At 56.4% G+C, this 18,336-nt stretch carries 12 protein-coding genes; 8 read left to right on the forward strand and 4 right to left on the reverse strand.

The window, feature by feature from the left end; translation table 11 throughout:
• The first annotated feature begins 96 nt into the window (after window positions 1-96).
• The 8 genes from C7411_RS02915 to C7411_RS02950 all read left to right on the forward strand — a co-directional run bounded on the left by C7411_RS02915 (window position 97) and on the right by C7411_RS02950 (window position 13,699).
• Complete coding sequence (locus C7411_RS02915) at window positions 97-1,938, forward strand: type I restriction-modification system subunit M (protein WP_110383206.1); 1,842 nt, start codon at window positions 97-99, stop codon at window positions 1,936-1,938.
• Window positions 1,935-3,233 (forward strand): restriction endonuclease subunit S, encoded by a 1,299-nt coding sequence (locus C7411_RS02920; protein ID WP_110383205.1) that lies wholly within the window; start codon window positions 1,935-1,937, stop codon window positions 3,231-3,233. Before C7411_RS02915 ends, C7411_RS02920 begins: the two co-directional genes overlap by 4 nt.
• Window positions 3,230-4,162 carry a DUF5655 domain-containing protein gene (locus C7411_RS02925; protein ID WP_110383204.1) on the forward strand — a complete coding sequence of 311 codons (933 nt, stop codon included), beginning with the start codon at window positions 3,230-3,232 and terminating at the stop codon, window positions 4,160-4,162. Before C7411_RS02920 ends, C7411_RS02925 begins: the two co-directional genes overlap by 4 nt.
• Window positions 4,163-4,216: 54 nt before the next feature.
• Window positions 4,217-7,330 (forward strand): type I restriction endonuclease subunit R, encoded by a 3,114-nt coding sequence (locus C7411_RS02930; protein WP_110383203.1) that lies wholly within the window; start codon window positions 4,217-4,219, stop codon window positions 7,328-7,330.
• A gap of 78 nt (window positions 7,331-7,408) precedes the next feature.
• The gene (locus C7411_RS02935) at window positions 7,409-9,775 is read left to right on the forward strand and encodes an nSTAND3 domain-containing NTPase (RefSeq protein ID WP_110383202.1); all 2,367 of its coding nucleotides are present in this window, start codon (window positions 7,409-7,411) and stop codon (window positions 9,773-9,775) included.
• A gap of 184 nt (window positions 9,776-9,959) precedes the next feature.
• Window positions 9,960-10,886 (forward strand): hypothetical protein, encoded by a 927-nt coding sequence (locus C7411_RS02940; RefSeq protein ID WP_133253612.1) that lies wholly within the window; start codon window positions 9,960-9,962, stop codon window positions 10,884-10,886.
• A 36-nt stretch (window positions 10,887-10,922) separates the two neighbouring features.
• A complete protein-coding gene (locus C7411_RS02945) occupies window positions 10,923-11,732 on the forward strand; it encodes a hypothetical protein (protein WP_110383200.1) in 810 nt (269 codons plus the stop codon).
• Window positions 11,733-11,791: 59 nt separating this feature from the next.
• Window positions 11,792-13,699: a GmrSD restriction endonuclease domain-containing protein gene (locus tag C7411_RS02950; RefSeq protein WP_110383199.1), complete on the forward strand. Its 1,908-nt coding sequence runs from the start codon at window positions 11,792-11,794 to the stop codon at window positions 13,697-13,699.
• Window positions 13,700-13,844: 145 nt separating this feature from the next.
• Here C7411_RS02950 and C7411_RS02955 read toward each other — a convergent pair whose 3' ends face one another.
• The 4 genes from C7411_RS02955 to C7411_RS02970 all read right to left on the reverse strand — a co-directional run bounded on the left by C7411_RS02955 (window position 13,845) and on the right by C7411_RS02970 (window position 18,333).
• Complete coding sequence (locus C7411_RS02955; protein ID WP_110383198.1) at window positions 13,845-15,548, reverse strand: hypothetical protein; 1,704 nt, start codon at window positions 15,546-15,548, stop codon at window positions 13,845-13,847.
• Window positions 15,549-16,162: 614 nt separating this feature from the next.
• Complete coding sequence (locus C7411_RS02960) at window positions 16,163-16,834, reverse strand: SagB/ThcOx family dehydrogenase (protein ID WP_110383197.1); 672 nt, start codon at window positions 16,832-16,834, stop codon at window positions 16,163-16,165.
• A 535-nt stretch (window positions 16,835-17,369) separates the two neighbouring features.
• Window positions 17,370-17,849, reverse strand: coding sequence for an AraC family transcriptional regulator (locus C7411_RS02965; protein ID WP_116603278.1), 480 nt, complete (start codon window positions 17,847-17,849; stop codon window positions 17,370-17,372).
• Window positions 17,850-17,952: 103 nt separating this feature from the next.
• Window positions 17,953-18,333, reverse strand: a complete 381-nt coding sequence (locus tag C7411_RS02970) for a DUF779 domain-containing protein (protein WP_110383195.1) — start codon at window positions 18,331-18,333, stop codon at window positions 17,953-17,955.
• Window positions 18,334-18,336 lie beyond the last annotated feature (3 nt).

An 18,336-nucleotide genomic window follows, 5' to 3' on the forward strand; every position in this document is an offset into this window, starting at 1 on the left:
GACGCCACGTCCACCGCTGCCGACAGCATGCCAGCAGCGGTGTCCCCCCGCACTCGGTCGCCCCAGTAACCAGCACACAGGCAAGGTCGAAATACAATGAACCACCAAGCGCTATCTTCATTTATCTGGTCCGTAGCGGACCTCTTGCGCGGGGATTACAAACAATCTGAGTACGGGCGCGTGATTCTGCCCTTCACCGTGCTCCGGCGCTTGGATTGCGTACTCGAATCCACGAAACCCGCCGTGCTCGCAGAATTCGAAGCAAAAACAAAGATGGGGCTCAATCCAGAGCCCTTCCTGTTGCGCGTCGCCGGCAGCGCGAGGTTTTACAACACCTCGCCGCTCGACCTCGTCAAGTTGCTGGGCGACCAGGACAATATTCGCCAGAACCTGTACGCGTACATTCAGGCGTTCTCGCCAGCAGCGCGCGATATTTTTGAACGGTTCGATTTCTACACGCAGGTCGAAAGGCTCGGCAAGGCCGACCTTCTCTACCTTGTCACGGAGAAGTTCGCGAACATCGACCTGCACCCGGATGTGGTCGACAACACCCAGATGGGCCTCGTCTTCGAAGAGCTCATCCGGAAATTCGCCGAAATCTCGAATGAAACGGCGGGGGAGCATTTCACCCCGCGCGAAGTCATTCGGCTGATGGTGAACCTGCTGTTTATCGAGGACAGCGACGTACTCACGGCAGGCAACGCCGTCGTGCGAACCATTTACGACCCGACAGCCGGAACGGGCGGCATGCTCTCGGTTTCCGACGAATACCTGCGTGAGCACAACCCGGCTGCGCGGCTGACCATGTTCGGCCAGGAGTTGAACGACGAGTCGTACGCCATCTGTAAGGCGGACATGCTCATTAAGGGCCAAGATGTCGCGAACATCGTCGCGGGCAACACGCTGTCCGACGACGGCCATACCGGGCGCAAGTTCGACTACATGCTTTCTAATCCGCCGTTTGGTGTCGAATGGAAGAAGGTTGAAAAGGCAGTGCGCACCGAGCATGAACAAAAAGGCTTCGATGGGCGCTTCGGCCCCGGCCTGCCGCGCGTGTCTGATGGTTCGATGCTGTTCCTACTGCACCTCATGAGCAAGATGCGTCCAGCGCAGGACGGCGGCAGCCGCTTCGGCATCGTGCTGAACGGCTCCCCGTTGTTCACGGGTGGTGCCGGTAGCGGGGAGAGCGAAATCCGGCGCTACGTGCTGGAGAACGACCTGGTCGAGGCCATTGTCGGCCTGCCGACAGACATGTTCTACAACACGGGAATCTCCACTTATGTGTGGATTCTGTCGAACAGGAAGCCCGATTCCCGCAAGGGGTTCGTCCAACTCATCGATGCGTCGGGCTTCTGGCAGAAGATGCGCAAGAGTCTGGGCAGCAAACGCCGGGAGATGTCGGACGAGCAAATCGCGACAGTTACCCGGTTATTCGGGGATTTTGTCGAAGCAGAGCTGGCAACGGTACTTGACGCTGAAGGTGCAGAGGTCGGGCGATGGGTCGTACCGTCAGGCAGCAATGCGCCCGACGTGCCTGCGGGCGGCATGGTGAAGTCGCTCCCGATTTCGCGGATTTTCCAAAACCAAGACTTCGGCTACACGACGATTACGGTCGAGCGCCCGCTGCGCGATGAGCAAGGCAACATCGTGCTCGGCGTCAAGGGCAAGCAGAAAGGTAAGCCGCAGGCGGATAGCGCGCTACGGGATACCGAGAACGTACCGCTTTCTGAGGATATCGGGGCGTATTTCGCGCGGGAGGTGCTGCCGCACGCGCCGGATGCCTGGATTGATGAAGAGAAGAGCAAGGTCGGCTACGAGATTCCGTTCAACCGGCAATTCTATGTGTTCGAGCCGCCGCGCGACCTGCACACGATTGACGAGGAGCTGAAGGCTGTATCGTCCAACATCATGAAGATGCTCGAGGAGTTGGCGGAATGAGCTTGGTGAGATACTCCAGCTACAAGGACAGCGGGTTGCCGTGGTTGGGCGAAATTCCTAAGCATTGGCGGGTGGGTCCCCTTAAATACTTTGTTCGGCGTCGCTCCGGTGCCATCAAGACTGGACCCTTCGGAAGTCACTTGACATCCGCAGAAATGATGCAGGGGACAATCAAAGTATATAACCAGCGAAACGTCATCGATAACGACTTCTCCGCAGGCGACAACTTTGTAACCGAAGCCAAGTTTGAACAACTTCGCGCCTTCGAAGCATTCCCGGGCGACGTTCTAGTTACTACACGAGGGACCATCGGACGTGCTGCGATTCTTCCTGAAGATGCAGGGACGGGAGTGCTTCATCCATGTTTGTTGCGAGTGCAACCAGATGCGGCAGAACTCGATGTGAAGTTTTTGTGCGCCCTGATTCAAGATAGCAATCTATTGCGAACTCAAATCGAGCTCTATAGTAACGCTACCACCATCGAGGTAATTTACTCGGAAACCATGGCGTCCCTGGTCATTCCTGTGCCACCTTTGGAGGAGCAATTACAGATTTTGTCCTTCTTGGACCACGAAACTGGCAAAATCGACGCGCTCATTGCCGAGCAGGAAAAGCTCCTCACGCTTATGGCAGAAAAGCGCCAGGCGACCATCTCGCACGCTGTCACCCGTGGCGTCAACCCTGACGTGCCGTTGAAGGCCTCTGGTGTGGCGTGGTTGGGGGAAGTACCCGCACACTGGCGTTTGAGTCCGCTGAAGCGCGCAGTTGTGCTTCAGCGGGGGCACGACCTCCCGTCGGAAGAGCGCGTGGAGGGCGATATTCCCGTCGTTTCTTCAGGTGGAGTCTCAGGTCGGCACAACAAGGCAGCAACCAGCGGGCCAACGATTGTGACCGGTCGATACGGAACCATCGGTGAATTCACTCTGGTCGACGAAGATTGTTGGCCGTTAAACACTGCGCTGTATGCGATTGAAATGTACGACAACCTGCCAAGGTACCTGTGGTACATGCTTCAGTCGTTAAAGCACCTTTTCATCTTAAATTCCTTAAAGACTGCCGTTCCCGGCGTCGACAAAAATGATATTCACCCCACTATCGTCTGTGTACCACCGGTGTCAGAACAAGCTGCAATCGTCGCGTTTCTTGATGCTGAAATTGCGAAACTCGACGCCCTAAAAGCCGAGGCTGAGCGAGCCATCGACTTGCTCAAGGAGCGCCGCAGCGCCCTGATTTCCGCCGCCGTCACCGGCAAAATCGATGTCCGTAATGCAATGTCGCAGGAGCTCGCCGCATGAGCGACCTCCAGTTGTTTCGCCTTTCGAACGGAACGGCAAGCGAGCTGCCAACCCAGGCCGTAAAGCTGGAAAAGGAACTTCAAAGCCTCGTCGAGGCGAACATGCAAACGTTCCTTGGCGTTCGCTTTCTGGCCAGCGAGTACGTCACCGGCAAGACGCACAGGGGCCGAATCGACTCGCTGGGCCTCGACGAGAACGGCTGCCCGGTCATCATCGAGTACAAGCGCCACAGCAACGAGAACGTCATCAACCAGGGGCTGTTCTATCTGGACTGGCTGCTGGACCATCAGGCGGAGTTTCGCTGGCTGGTCATGGAAAAGCTCGGCAAAGACGTGGCGGATGAAATCGAGTGGGCCGGCACGCGCCTGCTGTGCATCGCTGCCGATTTCACCCGCTATGACCAACATGCGGTACAGCAGATTCCGCGTAACATCGAGCTGATTCGCTACAAGCTGTTTGGCGATGACCTGCTGTTGCTCGAACTGGTCAATGCGCAAACCGTTCCCGATGCCACAGCGGTCAAGCCCGCCCAAACGGACCTACCCGCTGAGCAGGAAAAGCCGAAGGCGGCAGGCAAGGACAAGTCAGTGGACGAACAGCTTGCCATCGCGTCCGCCGAAATTCGTGACCTGTACGCACAAGTCACCAGCGTCCTGACTTCGTTGGGTGACGACGTGCAGGAGAAGCGCCTGAAGCTCTATACCGCCTTCCGACGCCTGAAGAACTTCGCTTGCGTCATCGCCTATCCGAACAGACTCCTCGTGACGCTCAAGCTTGACGCTTCATCCGTCGAGTTGGAGGAAGGGTTCAGCCGTGACGTCAGCCAGGTCGGACATTGGGGCACCGGCGATGTCGAACTGACATTGCGCGGGCAGGCTGACCTGGAACGCGCCAGGCCACTGCTCGAACGAAGCTACGCCGAGGGCTAACCGGCCTACGCTAACTATCAGAGAAAAGCAAAATCGAACGCATTGGGGGCATCCATGAGCAACCTGCACCAGGAACATCACTTCGAGGCCGCAATCTGCCAGTCCCTCTTAGCCAATGGCTGGCTCTATGCGGAAGGCGATGCCGCCCACTACGACCGCGTCAGCGCGCTCTTTTTGCCGGACCTGCTCACATGGGTGGAGGCGACCCAGCCTGACACCTGGCAGCGCCTGACGAAGACGCATGGTCCAGCGCTCTCTGAGCGTCTTGCCGAACGGGTGCGTAAGAGCCTCAACGAACGCGGTACTCTGGATGTGCTTCGCCGGGGCGTTGAAATGCTGGGGCTCAAGGAGACGCTCTCGCTCGTCCAGTTCAAGCCCGCGCTGGCCATCAACCCTGCCATCCAGCAGCGGTACGCCGCCAACCGACTGCGCGTCGTCCGCCAGGTTCGCCACTCGCCGAATCACCCGCAGGACGCGGTGGACCTCGTGTTGTTCGTCAACGGCATACCGGTCGCAACCGCCGAGCTAAAGTCTGACTTCACGCAGAACGTTGAGGATGCAGTCGACCAGTACCGCTTCGACCGGAACCCCCAGCCCAAGGGTGGGCAGCTTGAGCCGCTTCTTGGCTTCCCTGGCGGTGCGCTGGTGCACTTCGCCGTAAGCCAGACAGAGGTGAAGATGTGCACCCGGCTCGCTGGCGCGGCCAGCCGGTTCCTGCCGTTCAACAGAGGTAACCACGGCGCGGCAGGCAACGCACCGAATCCGGACGGCTTCGCGACGGCTTATCTTTGGGAGGACACCTGGGCACGTGACAGCTGGCTCGACATTCTGCACCGCTATCTCATCGGCAAGCGGGACGAAAAGCAGCAGCTGAAGACTGTGATTTTTCCGCGTTTTCACCAGCTCGACGCGACCCGAAAGGTCGTTGCGGACGTCCTTGCTCAGGGACCCGGCCAGCGATATCTGATTCAGCATTCCGCTGGCTCAGGAAAGACGAATTCAATTGCCTGGACCGCGCACTTCCTCGCGGACCTGCACGACGTCGAGCACAAGAAGATGTTCGACAGCGTGCTTGTGGTGTCGGACCGCACCGTGCTCGACGCCCAGTTGCAGGAGGCCATCTTTGATTTCGAGCGCACGACCGGCGTCGTAGCCACCATTACCAATGAGCACGGTAGCAAGAGTGCGCAGTTGAGCCAGGCGCTCAAGAGCGGCAAGAAAATCATTGTCTGCACCATCCAGACATTCCCCTTTGCCCTGCAGGCCGTGCAGGAACTTGCGGCAACCGAAGGCAAGCGGTTTGCGGTCATTGCCGACGAGGCCCACAGTTCGCAGACCGGCGAATCGGCGGCGAAGCTCAAGCAGTTGCTATCAGCCGAAGAGTGGGCGGCCTTCCAGGATGGCGGCGAAATCGACACCGAAGCATTACTGGCCGCCCAGATGGAAGCACGCGCCGGTGGCAAGGGACTGACCTATGTCGCCTTTACGGCCACGCCCAAGCAGAAAACGCTTGAACTGTTCGGTCGGCCAGGTCCGGATGGATTGCCGCAACCATTCCATGTGTATTCGATGCGACAGGCTATCGAGGAAGGGTTCATTCTCGACGTCCTGAAGAACTACACGACCTACAAGCTCGCGTTCAGGCTCGCGCACGACGGCGAGGAATATGACGAGAAGGAGGTCGAGCGTAGCACTGCGATGAAGGGCATCATGCAGTGGGTCCGGCTGCATCCGTACAACATCACGCAGAAAGTGCAGATTGTCGTCGAACACTACCGCGAGAACGTGCAACCGCTGCTCGACGGCAAGGCGAAGGCAATGGTGGTCGTCGGCAGCCGCAAGGAGGCGGTGCGATGGCAGAAGGCCATTCGCGCGTACATCGAGAACCGGGGTTATCCGCTCGGTGTGCTCGTAGCGTTCTCTGGCGAAATCGACGACCCGGAGAGCTATCCGGTGCCGGTGACCGAAACAAGCAAGGAGCTGAACTCCGGGCTCAAGGGACGCGATATTCGCGATGCCTTCGCCGAACCTGAGTGTCACCTGCTGCTCGTCGCTAACAAGTTCCAGACGGGCTTCGACCAGCCTTTGCTGTGCGGGATGTACGTTGACAAGATGCTTGGAGGCATCCAAGCGGTGCAGACGCTGTCGCGCCTGAATCGCGCACATCCGGGCAAGGACGCCACCTACATCCTGGACTTCGTGAACGACGCAGATGAAGTCCTCAAGGCATTCAAGAGCTATTACGAGACCGCCGAACTCGAAGCTACGACCGACCCGCATCATGTCTATGACCTGCGCGCAAAACTCGATTCGGTTGGCTATTACGACGATTTTGAGGTCGACCGGGTGGCCAAGGTCGAATTTGACCCGAAAGGTACGCAGGCTCAACTGCAGTCCGCTATCGCACCCGTAGCCGACCGGCTACTCAAGCGCTACAAGGCGGCGCAACTAGACAAGGTTGCAGCAGAGGCTCAGCAGGATGGGAAGGCCGCCCAGGCAGCCAAAGACACGCTCGACGCACTGGTGCTGTTCAAAAATGACATGGGCGCATTCGTGCGCCTCTACGCGTTCCTCTCGCAGATTTTCGACTACGGCAATACGGACATCGAAAAGCGCTTCCTGTTTTACAAGCGGCTCATCCCGTTGCTGGAGTTCGGTCGCGAGCGTGACTCTGTAGACCTTTCAAAGGTCACACTGACGCACCATAGCCTGAAAAACACGGGCCGCCAGAATTTGAATCTGAGTCAGGGCGAGGCCCCTAAGTTGCCTCCGATGGACGCGGTTGGCAGTGGCGCAGTCCAGGAGAAGGAAAAGGCGCTCCTCGACGAAATCATCCAGAAGGTCAACGGCCTCTTCGAGGGAGAGCTGACCAACGACGACCAGCTCGTGTACGTGAATGGCGTGCTCAAGGGTAAGCTGCTTGAAAACGAACTGCTGGTCCAACAGGCCGTGAGCAACAGCAAGGAGCAGTTCGCGAGTTCCCCCGACCTTAAGGACGCGCTGATGCACGCCATCATTGATGCGTTCGATGCGCATACGACCATGAGCAGACAGGCGCTCGACTCGGAGCGTGTGCGTGACGGATTGAAGGACATTTTGCTCGGACCAGCGAAGCTGTACGAAGCATTGCGCGCTAAGTCGGGAGACGCAGCCGGGATGGCTCTCTGAAGTTGAGAGACTGTCTAACTCGCGGGCAAGCGACCACCGACCGACTGCGAAATCACGACAATTGAGCACGCCGCATCTATGTCATACGACTTCACAACACTGAGTCCGAGCGATTTTGAAAATCTGGTAGCTGACCTCCTGTCACGTAGTTGGGGCCAGCGATTGGAAATATTTAAGGCTGGGAAAGACGATGGCATCGACCTGCGCATTGCACCCGTTGATACCGATGAAGGCGATACCATCGTCCAATGCAAACGTTATGCTCCTCACAAGATTGCTGAACTCTTGCGGAACGTTAAGCATGAAATCCCGAAACTAGCCAAGTTGCGGCCGCGCCGATACGTGCTGGCGACCTCCGTCGGATTGAGTCCACACAATAAGGATGCGATTTTCGAACAATTTCGCCCTTGGTGCCAGTCGACCAGTGACATCTTGGGGGTAGACGAACTGAACGCCCTGCTTCGCGAGCATCCCGAAGTTGAGAAGGCACATTTCAAGCTCTGGGTTTCTAGTACTCAAGTACTCGAAAGCTTGTTGCACGCGCGAATTTTTGCCTTCACTGAAGCCACAATCGATGCTACGCGCAGGCAGCTAAGCAAGCTTGTCGTTCACAACGGTTTAAGTCGCGCTCTGGAACTGCTGCATGCACATCACCACGTGTTGATAGCGGGAAATCCGGGCATTGGGAAAACGACACTCGCACGAATGCTCATGTGTCACTACATAGACCATGGGTTTGAGCCGGTGATGATATCCAGCAACGTCGAAGACGCATGGACGCTTGTTCATCAAGTGCGCGACGAACGGCAAAAGCTATTCATCGTCTACGACGACTTTTTGGGTATGGACCAATTCGATTCACGGCGCTTCGATAAAAACGAGGATTCCTCGCTGATGGCGTTGTTGGATAAGGTGAGTGCCTCGCCTAACCTCCGTTTCGTGCTGACGACGCGTGAATACATTCTTGAAGATGCGAAGCGAGTCCATGGAGCGTTTGATGAGAGAGCGAACGAGCTTCTAAAGTGCACCATTTCCCTCGCAGATTACACCGAGACGCAAAGAGCGAGGATGTTATTCAATCATTTGTACTTCTCCGAATTGGCCGATGGACGGCTCGACGCGTTCGTGCAGGCGGGTGTATATCGGGAGATAGTCAAGCATAGACACTTCAATCCCCGCGTTGTTGAAGCAATCAGTAACGCAGCAAACAGTAAAGCGATGACCGACGGGGAGTACATCAAGTACGTCAAGGAGGAATTCGAGAACCCGGCGAAGCTATGGTCGACTCCGTTCCACCGACACATTAGTGAAATAGCAAAACACATCTTGGTCTGTCTTTGGAGCTTCGGTGGAAGTGCCGAGGTCTTGATGCTTCGAAAATGTGTATCCTTAATGAATCGGAACGTATCATCAGAAGTCCTCGCGGCGCAGTTCAGAGACGCGATGAGGCAGATTGATGGGAATTTCATACAGACCGGGCGCTTCGCAGCCTCAAACTGGAGGCTTCCTGAGCTACACATTGCGCAATTTCACAACCCATCTGTAGCCGAGTTTGTCCGGAGATTGGTATCCGAAGAGCCTGCCTGGCTTGAGCGTGTCCTCCCCGCAATAACTTCTTTTGACCAATTGAATGTCGTGTTCAACGCGGCCGAAGCGACAAAGACAATCGACGAGACGGTCCCAGCATTCTGGGTGAAACTGCGTCAACGATTGCGACTCTGCGAGGATAACGTACACCGTCGATTCCTCACTTACAGGTACGGGGCTAGCACACCGAGGATGGTGTGGGATGTTGAACCCGTTAAGTTGTCGGCCATTACGTTACGTGAACTTCAGATTGAATTCAGGGCCCAACTGCCGGATGAGCAGACTCGTATTCTGGAGGAGCGTCTTCTCACGGTTTCGGCGTGGAGCGAACTCATTCGCGATACGTTGAACAGGATGATTGGTGCTGTAGATGTAGCCCGGATTCAGCATTGGATTGCGACTCACTGGTCGATGGAACGAGTGCTTGAATCCAATCGTTGCTATCGCGCTGCGACGTTTGGCGCGTTCAACGACCCAGAGTACGGAACAATGGAGTTGTCGATTCTGGAAAGCCTTATCAGAGGTTGTCTTTGCGCTGGTGCACCGTTCAACAAGGCCGATGCGCGCGCAATTGCTGACGTTGCCGAGGCTTCAGTATCGATGTCGCTGGATAACGAGGAGAACCCGGATGAAATTCGATACTGCGCGAAGGAACTCAAGAAGCTCGAAGAATACATCAATGTTGACATGAGTTCGAGCGTGGCAGCTCTTGAATTGCAAGCGAATTTTCTAGAGTCCAAAGATGACGAGGAAGACGAGGAGGATTCCGACGCAGAAGACAATCGCTACGAGGCTGAAAGCAGCGCTGGCGAAGATGAAGATATCGACTTGCTCTTCAGCAGGTTGCTGAGCCGGTAGACTCTTCGTTTGAGACAACCACCAGCCCCATATCTCGGATGCAATCTCGGACAGTTCGTCGGTCTTGAACGCCGAGCGTCAACGACATCAGTGGCGGTGCCATCGCTCAAGTTAAGCACGGAGTTGCCGATATAGCAGAGGAACGCTATAGACAAGTTCACTTTCTGCTCGGACTCGTTTCAACATGCAGCCAGTACGTTTTCCTCGCTATTTGCATCAACGTCAAGCGACTAAGCCTCAGGAGCCTGCGAAGCCGGCAGTTACCTGGGTTGCCATTGCAACGGTATTCATCAGCAGCCTTGCCTTGTTGGGCACGCTTTTCTATTGGACACAAAAGAATGCTGGACGCGCCTATCGAGAGGCGTACCTCGAGATGTTTGGATTCCGTTCGGATGCGCTTCCATGGAATACCGACGACCTAGCACTTTTAGGCTACGTCGCTCAAGCGGATGTGATTGTAAAAATGCTGTTCGCATTTTCTGCCCTATCCTTATTTGCAGTGGTTATGTTGCTTGCCGCTAACTGGGCAAGTCAGTACTTTTCCAAACACAGGGCAAGAAAGGACGTTAAGGCGGAACAAAAAAAAGAGGATAACATCGTAACCTCGGAGGTCGTCGCTTGCTGGGCGATTGTAGTGGCCCTTGTAGTGCTGGGATACTCCGTCGTCGTTCCTTTGGTGCTATTTCAGCAAGCGAGAACCGAGGGATTTCACGACGCGGAGCAGCAAATGGGCGCTGTTCGGACTTTGAATCTCCCTGCCCTGAAGAAATATCGACTCAACTTCGTTGAGATTACTCGCGAAAAGGCAGAGGCTGTCTCGGGTGCCGCAATTTCATGCACAGAAAAATTCTGCGCCCTTTACTCGCCTGATGGTCCCATTCATGCACGCATAGTGCCGCTCTCTGATGTAAAAATGTGGTCGAAGCTGGAGTGGGAGGATGTGCTCGCTCGTAGGCAAGCCCAAGCAAGCGAAAACAGCAAGACGGGCGCGGAGGGAGCGGTGAGGCCGTCGACCCAACCCACTGCGGGACTTCAATGTGAGCAGGACTGGGCAGGAGGCGCGCGGCGCGTTTCGTCTCACGCGCACGGTCAGAGAGGCAGTCGGGGTTAAATGGCGGGCGAATCAGCATTTGCAGCGAACGCAGGCATGAGTAAAGACATCAAAATTAAGGAACACCACCTCGTCAAGGCTGCTGACAGACACCTCCGCAGCTACTTCCAGTCAATAGGTACTGCGTACTCGTCATGCCTACCCGCCAATGCCGAACAGAACTTCTTTGACCTCGGTCAACACTGCGCTGACTTGGTCAGTTGCGTCGGTGATTGGCAGACACTGTTGCTCGAGTTCAAGGTCCGTCACCAAGGAATTCTGCCGTCGTTTGACAGCGCGCAGCACGCGGGACTCGTCGTTCTGAACAACTTCGGCATTCCCGTCGAGTATTGTTTTAATAAGACCGTGCCGCCCCCAAGGGCTTCGGATGAAGTGTTTTTAGGTAATCTCCTGGTTTGCAAGGCGTTACCACTACCTAACGAGACGCCGGCTCTGACTCATCCGACGTTGCTGCAACGGATAAGTAGCATGGGAAGTGGGGTACCGCCTTCGCTCACCCCTTTAGCTGTCTGTGACAGCGCGCTGTTCGATGAAGAACGCATGGGCCAGTTGAACACCGCGCGGCTGCTCATCTTGGCTGATGGTACCGCAACGCATCTCGGCCTTGCTGAAGGGACGGCCTTGGTCGAGATGCTTCTTGCAGACAAGCGGTGGGCCAAAGAGAAGAATGTCGCCCGCTTGCAGCGAGACATCGAAGGATTATTGAAGTCGAGCGACAAGCTGCTTCAGGAACTAGCCAACGCCGGGTGGGGCTCCGTACAGTCGCTTCGGGCCGCACTCCCGGGCGAGCCTGAGGAGCCGAGTGGCAGTGAAAAATCGGCCGATAACAAATTTAGCCCCTTCTAACAATGAATTTCTGCGACAGTGGTGAGATTTTTCCGATACCAATGGAAGACTAATCGACAATGGCAAGGTCCGCATTTCAAACCAATCCGATAGACCTCCGAGAGCTTCTCGACGATTGTCACCGGGGTGCCCTTCAACTTCCTGATTTCCAGCGCAGCTGGGTATGGGATGAAGACCGCATCAAGAGCTTAATCGCGTCAATCTCGCGTGCATTCCCCGTTGGCGCGCTGATGACGCTTGAAACCGGAGGCGAAGTCGAATTCAAACCGCGACCTGTTGAAGGCGCACCGAGTGACGCACGAGCGGCCCGACCACGCTCTTTGCTCCTCGACGGCCAGCAGCGGATGACGTCGCTCTATCAGGTAACGCTGCGCGGTAAGGTCGTGGAGACCGTCACACCGAAGAACAAGAAGGTCAAACGCTGGTTTTACATCGATATAAGGAAGGCGCTTGACCCGTCTTGTGACCGGGAAGACGCAATCATCGGTGTCCCGGAGGACAGGGTCATCCGTGCAGATTTTGGTCGCTCTGAAGTTCTTGACCTCGCAACTCCGGAGCGCGAGTATGAAGCGCTCATGTATCCCGTATCGCAGGTTTTTGACTGGGACTCGTGGCAGGATGGCTTTCACGAGCATTGGCGCGGAGACGCACACACGGAAATCCGCCAACTCTTTCGCACATTCAAGCAGACAATCCTCGATAACTTTAAACAGTATCGGGTGCCGGTCATCGCTCTCGACCGTTCGACTTCCAAGGAGGCCGTATGCGTCGTGTTCGAAAAGGTAAACACCGGCGGTAAACCACTTGATGCCTTTGAGCTGGTAACTGCGATGTATGCGGCAGAGGGACATGAACTCCGCAAAGACTGGTACGGTAACGAGAGTGTCACGGGACGCCAGAGCCGGTTCGCAGAAACATTGCGACCTGCGGGCGCAACCTCCGGCATCATCGCCGATGTGACGAACACAGACTTCTTGCAGGCAATCTCGCTATTTCATACTCGCGAGAAACGACGGGAAGCGGAGCGGTCCGGAAAATCCGGAAGAGACCTGCCGGCCGTTACCGGCAACCGGCAGGCGCTCTTGAACCTGCCACTGAGTGCCTACAAGAAGTATGAGGCACAGGTTGAGACCGGCTTTGTACACGCGGCAAAGTTCCTGCACATGCTGCACATCTACCGCGTGTTCGACCTTCCCTATCAGTCGCAAATCGTCCCGCTAGCGGCGATTCTCGCCGACATCGGGGACGCTTGGGAACATGACACCACCCGCGCAAAACTGGTGCGATGGTACTGGAATGGAGTCTTTGGCGAGCTCTATGGTTCGGCAGCCGATTCGCGTTTTTCTCGAGACTTCCTGGAGGTCCCGGCGTGGCTCAACGGCGGACCGGAACCGACGACGGTAAGCGAGACTATCTTCCGCGCCGACCGATTGAAAACGATGCGAATGCGTCTGTCGGCCGCGTACAAAGGGGTAAATGCCCTGTTGATGCGGAGGGGTGCACAGGACTTTCGCTCGGGTCAGGAATTCGACCATATTGTGTTCTTCGGTGAAAACGTCGACATTCACCACATTTTTCCTCAGGAGTGGTGCAAGTCGCACAACATAAAACCCACCGTGTTCGATTCGATTATCAATAAGACGCCATTGTCCTATCGAACCAACCGGATTATCGGCGGAGTCGCACCGTCGGAGTATCTCGCGAAGCTTGAATCAGGAAACGCAACGACGCCATCAATTGAGCGTGGACGGCTAGACGAGCATCTTCGCTCACATTTCATAAATCCAGAGCTGCTTCGGGCCGACGCCTTTGAAGCTTTCATGACTGACAGGCAAAGCAGACTTTTGGCATTGATTGAAGAAGCGATGGGCAAACCAGCCTACTCGGGAGATATTCGCGAAGAAGGTGAAGACTATGAGCCAGACCAAGCAACGGTGGAGGCTGACTTGACTATGACCGCTGCTTGAGACTCGCGGCGACAGAGCGTGGGCAAGACGGGTTAAGCTTGCCCACCGTCCTCAACCGACACGTGTCAACGCAGATACGACTGAAGCAGGCGCGCGGTTATCGGGCATTGCCGTCGACACTGAACGGCAACTATATAGACGAAGACTATGCCGTGGACTTTTCGGTCGGCAGTGCCAGTGAAATCCTCAGGCCGGATTCAGAAACTGTCTGCATCGACCCGTCATCAAAGTCTCCGTCGCTCAAAAGGATAAACGCCTGCGCGTCATCCTCGGCGGAGAAACGCAGAGCTTCCGCGAGTGCCGGCATGATGCTGCTATTGGTGCCCAAAGCGGCACGCTCTATGTCGAACGCCCTTCCCGAAGCCTCGGTCAGGGAAGCACAAACCTTGGCATTTCCTGCAAAGAGGATACAAGTGTCCGATAGTTCTCCGGCAGTCACCCACCGGCGTAACTGGGGCGCAACGGCCAAGACATCATTGACGTAACTGCTCGACAAATCGAGGATTGCTATCGTCCGCGAAGCGAGGCCGTGTGCCTGCTTTAACAGCCTTCGCAACGTACCAAGCCCTGCTCCCCGAGGCGCAACATCCAGAATGACGCGCGAGTCGGACCCGATTTCTGGGCGAGGAAAGTATTCGAGCACACAGGAGAAGTCGCTTGGTCGAAATTGGTCCATGTATCGTTGGGCCGTGCTTACGTAGCTCGACATCGAATACCCGCCTTTTTCAGAGAATTTCGGGTCGACAATCCACACGGGGGCTGTTTCTGCTGCACGGTCCCGCCACAGCGAGATATCCGGCATGTCTCCCTTGCTGCGACGACGAAACAGCTGATAAAAGAGGAACAGTTTCGCGTCATCTTTTGTAATTTCGGCGACTGGACTCGTGGCTTTGGCGTACTTCAGATTCCATACGCGGTGGGAATCCTCACCACTTGCAACCTCCAGCAATTGGACGTTGCAACCGCCATCTCTAAGGGTCTTCAAGATAGTGCACATCACCCACATCTCATAGAGTTGAGGCCGATGGCGGAATACATCCAGTCTCAGGAGCTGAGCAAGCTCCTTTGCGGGCGTGCGTTGGTGGAGGAACGAAACAGATTCAATAAAAATCTTAAAGCGCTCGGTTGTGCGCGCATCGATTGCGCGCGACCATGTCTCTTGTGTCCTATATGCGGAATCCACCTCCGATGCAAATTTCCGCAGGTCACTTGAGAGCCGCTTTGACAAGCTTCGAAGTTCCCGCAAAACAGGGAAGTCTGCAGGTTCTTCACCAAGGACACTATCTGAAATGGCGTTATCGGCAAGGCGTAGAATCTGCTCGAATTCGTCGAGCGCCTCACGAGAGTATTCGCAGAATTCGATACGCTCATAGACCTCGCCCAGATGCACGCGTCGTCGGCTAGGCTGTGTCCTCGACCTTTGCTGTGGCGCGGCTCTATTCCGAACCTCGAGAAGGAATGGCTTCACAAAGGTTCGAAACTCGACCTCCAAGTCCCTTTGCACTTGCGCCGACGGGCACATGTTTTCGGTCCAGGAGATTGCATACTCCAGTTGCTGCGCTTCGACTCTTATATTGTCTGCAAGAGAAATCACAGATGCCGTTGTGCGCGCCCTAACGTCTTTCTGCCCCAGGAATTCGGCAACCTCAGCCAGCATGCTCATCGGACGTGTCAACGCCCCGAATACTGCCATGCAGTATGTTGTCTTCGACACTGCCTGGAAAACCGTCTGCGGTTCCTTTCTGAAGGACTCTTTGGATACGCCCTCAACCTTGAGGTCGTCGCATACTTGCGACCATTCGCTGTCTGACAACAGGTCAGCAAGTTTTGCGTAGGACTTGTCTTTCAAAATTCGGTTCCTCTATGGCATGTGAATTTGCGGCGGTCAGTTATGCAGCAGTATCCTTTGTCTGAACGAATCAGTCTCGCATGAACTGGGCTGGCGACACAAAGCCTAGCGATGGATGACGACGAGTACGGTTTTAAAACACTTCGATGTATTCGAACGAGCACGCTGCGGCTTCGCTATGCATGCCATACCGTCGACGCTGCATCCAGAGACCCAACCTCGCCCGCCCGCGCACCCTGAAAGTTGCCGGGTATAGCTTGGAGCCCAGCAGGTATCGCCGACTATGAAGCACGGCTTTCAACTTTACGGCAGAGTGTATAAGATGCTATACGTATACAAGAGGGACGTCCGGCTTGACCCAAAGTGATTCGATGGGTACCCAAGTTCTTAAACGTGAGGGTCAAGATATAAATTGTTAGGTGCGTAGGAAATTCTCAGCTTATGCTTGACTTTGTCTCGCCTTATGCTGGAGCGAATGACGCAAGTCCTTGATTTGCAGAGTACGGAATTCTCGACTTTTGAAATCTCCTACAGTCTGGCGCCTTCATTGAAAAACAAACGCCCGGTTTCCCGGGCGTTTGTTTTTTCTACTGCCTCATGCCGCGACTCAAATCTCAAACCGGAAGGCCCACCGGAATGACATAGACGACGCTCTGCCCGGAAGGCAAACCAAGCGCCTGGGCTGCCTGCGGTCCATCGACCGCGCCCACGGGCACGGCGACGAGCCCGAGCGCAACGGCCTGCAGCAGCAGGTTCTGGGCGGCGTGCCCGGCCTCGAGGTCGCTATACACACTGGCTCTCGCCCCATACCTCTGGGTGAGACGGCCGGGATCGGCAGCCACCACGATCAAGGCCGGCGCCGCCCCGACGGACGCTTGCCCGAGTGCGAGCGCTTGCAGCCTGGGGCGCATATCGGGCGTCGCTCGCGTTTGCGCGCGGTGGCCTTGAGGCACGTAGTGCATCACCTCCGCTGCGGTCACCATGTAGAGTTCGAGCGCATACAAAGCCCCGGCCGAAGGCGCCGCGCGCTTGCCGTCCGGGCTGGTGATGCCCTGGCCGGCCCACAGCAGCTGGCCGATGGTCTCCACAGGCAGCGGGTCGGAGCGGAACCTGCGCACGGACCTGCGCCGCTGGATGGCATCCTCCAGCGAGACCGTGCCGGATACTTTGGGTTTGGGCAGCGCGATCTCATTGGTGTACTTCGCCGGGCTCTCCTGCGCCTGGCCGGTGGAAACCTGGGTCATTGCGCCCGCAGCCAGCGCGGCCAGCAGTTCACGGCGTTTCATCCGGCGCCTCCATGAGTGACGAAGCAGGCCTGCATGGCCTTCGCGATTCTCACTATTTCAGGTTTTTGAGCGGCACTCGGGCCATGGCGCAATTCGATCAACAGTCACGTGCCGGCCCACTCGCAGAAGTTATAGACCGTAAATTCGAGATTGCGAGGTCCGATTCAACGTGGCGATTTTCGTCCTCCCGCACTATCCACAGCCCCCAGCGGATAACCCTCGGAAAACCCCTGGGAATCACTGTGCATGAATCGGGGATAACTTCGGCCGCGTGCAAACCGTCGAAAAGTTGCCAGCAGCTGCCTCGCGTTGTCCCATGATCGCCCGCAAGGTTATGTTTTTTCCATACCCTTGTTTACTCAACGGTTTTCCGGGGTTATCCACAGAATACCCAGGGGCTTGTTAACTATTACTACGTTTACGTATACATACGTTATTAAAACCTTAGAACCCTCGCATCGGAAACGACGATGCCGCCATGAAACGTCCTGGCGGCATCGTTCAAACGACGTCCAAATCGTACGGATCAAGCGCTTTATGCGAGCGGGATATACAGCTCCGTCTTCAAGTCGTCCGGTGCCGCCTCATCGGGCGTGTTCAGATAAACCTCGAACGACGGTGCCGAAAAGTCCGGCGTACGTCCGAGCTTCCGCAATCCCTCGTTGTAAAACCACGTCCACGCCTGGCCCAGCCCCTGATACGGCCCCTTGTGCAGCATCATCGCGTGCTCGCCGCCGCGCAGCCGGAACTTCTCGACAGGCGCCACGATTTCCACATCGGTTTCCTGCCCCAGATGCAGCGCCGCCTTCGAGCGCAGCTTCGATTCTTCGACCGTATTGGGATCGTCGTAATAGATGCCGACCATCTTCGATCCCGACGTGCGCACATTGCGCTCGCCGAGCCATTGCGCGAGCGTGTAGAACGCGTCGCCGATCTTCATGTACGGACCCACGTGGCTGACGGCGAGCAAGTCCATCGGCTCGAGGGTGACAAGTTTCACGTCGTGCTTTTGCATGATGGCGTCTCCTGGTGCGATGGCCGCGCGATTGCGCAGCGCCTGCAAACCAGGATAGCACCACGCTGCGTGCGGCGCCCAAGGCGTGCCGGGCGCACGTGCCTCACAAACTCACGCGCGTCACCCGATGCGTCTCGAGCCACGCGTTTTCTTCGTCGTCGTAGAGCCGCGAGCGCGTGAGAAAGCGCAGGCCCGTGGGTCGTTCGACCGAAAACATGCCGCCGTTGCCCGGCACGGCGTCGATGATGAGCTGGGTGTGCTGCCAGTACTCAAACTGCGCCTGGGTCATATAGAACGGCATCCCGCCGATTTCTCCCAATTGCACATCGGCATTGCCGACCATGAACTCGCCGACGGGAAAGCACATGGGCGCACTGCCGTCGCAGCAGCCGCCCGATTGATGAAAGAGCAGGGACCCGTGCTCGCGCGCCAGCTGCTCGATGAGCGCGAGCGCGGCCGGTGTGGCGGTAACGCGTTCGACCATGTC

This window comes from Paraburkholderia silvatlantica (assembly GCF_003096715.1).
GTDB lineage: Bacteria > Pseudomonadota > Gammaproteobacteria > Burkholderiales > Burkholderiaceae > Paraburkholderia > Paraburkholderia silvatlantica.

What these genes read in the sequence shown, in the direction of transcription:
- C7411_RS02935 (WP_110383202.1), top strand. Translation starts at nt 7,409, where the DNA reads ATGTCATACGACTTCACAACACTGAGTCCGAGCGATTTTGAAAATCTG.
- C7411_RS02920 (WP_110383205.1), top strand. Translation starts at nt 1,935, where the DNA reads ATGAGCTTGGTGAGATACTCCAGCTACAAGGACAGCGGGTTGCCGTGG.
- C7411_RS02930 (WP_110383203.1), top strand. Translation starts at nt 4,217, where the DNA reads ATGAGCAACCTGCACCAGGAACATCACTTCGAGGCCGCAATCTGCCAG.
- C7411_RS02945 (WP_110383200.1), top strand. Translation starts at nt 10,923, where the DNA reads ATGAGTAAAGACATCAAAATTAAGGAACACCACCTCGTCAAGGCTGCT.
- C7411_RS02940 (WP_133253612.1), top strand. Translation starts at nt 9,960, where the DNA reads ATGCAGCCAGTACGTTTTCCTCGCTATTTGCATCAACGTCAAGCGACT.
- C7411_RS02960 (WP_110383197.1), bottom strand. Translation starts at nt 16,834, where the DNA reads ATGAAACGCCGTGAACTGCTGGCCGCGCTGGCTGCGGGCGCAATGACC.
- C7411_RS02950 (WP_110383199.1), top strand. Translation starts at nt 11,792, where the DNA reads ATGGCAAGGTCCGCATTTCAAACCAATCCGATAGACCTCCGAGAGCTT.
- C7411_RS02915 (WP_110383206.1), top strand. Translation starts at nt 97, where the DNA reads ATGAACCACCAAGCGCTATCTTCATTTATCTGGTCCGTAGCGGACCTC.
- C7411_RS02970 (WP_110383195.1), bottom strand. Translation starts at nt 18,333, where the DNA reads ATGGTCGAACGCGTTACCGCCACACCGGCCGCGCTCGCGCTCATCGAG.
- C7411_RS02965 (WP_116603278.1), bottom strand. Translation starts at nt 17,849, where the DNA reads ATGCAAAAGCACGACGTGAAACTTGTCACCCTCGAGCCGATGGACTTG.
- C7411_RS02925 (WP_110383204.1), top strand. Translation starts at nt 3,230, where the DNA reads ATGAGCGACCTCCAGTTGTTTCGCCTTTCGAACGGAACGGCAAGCGAG.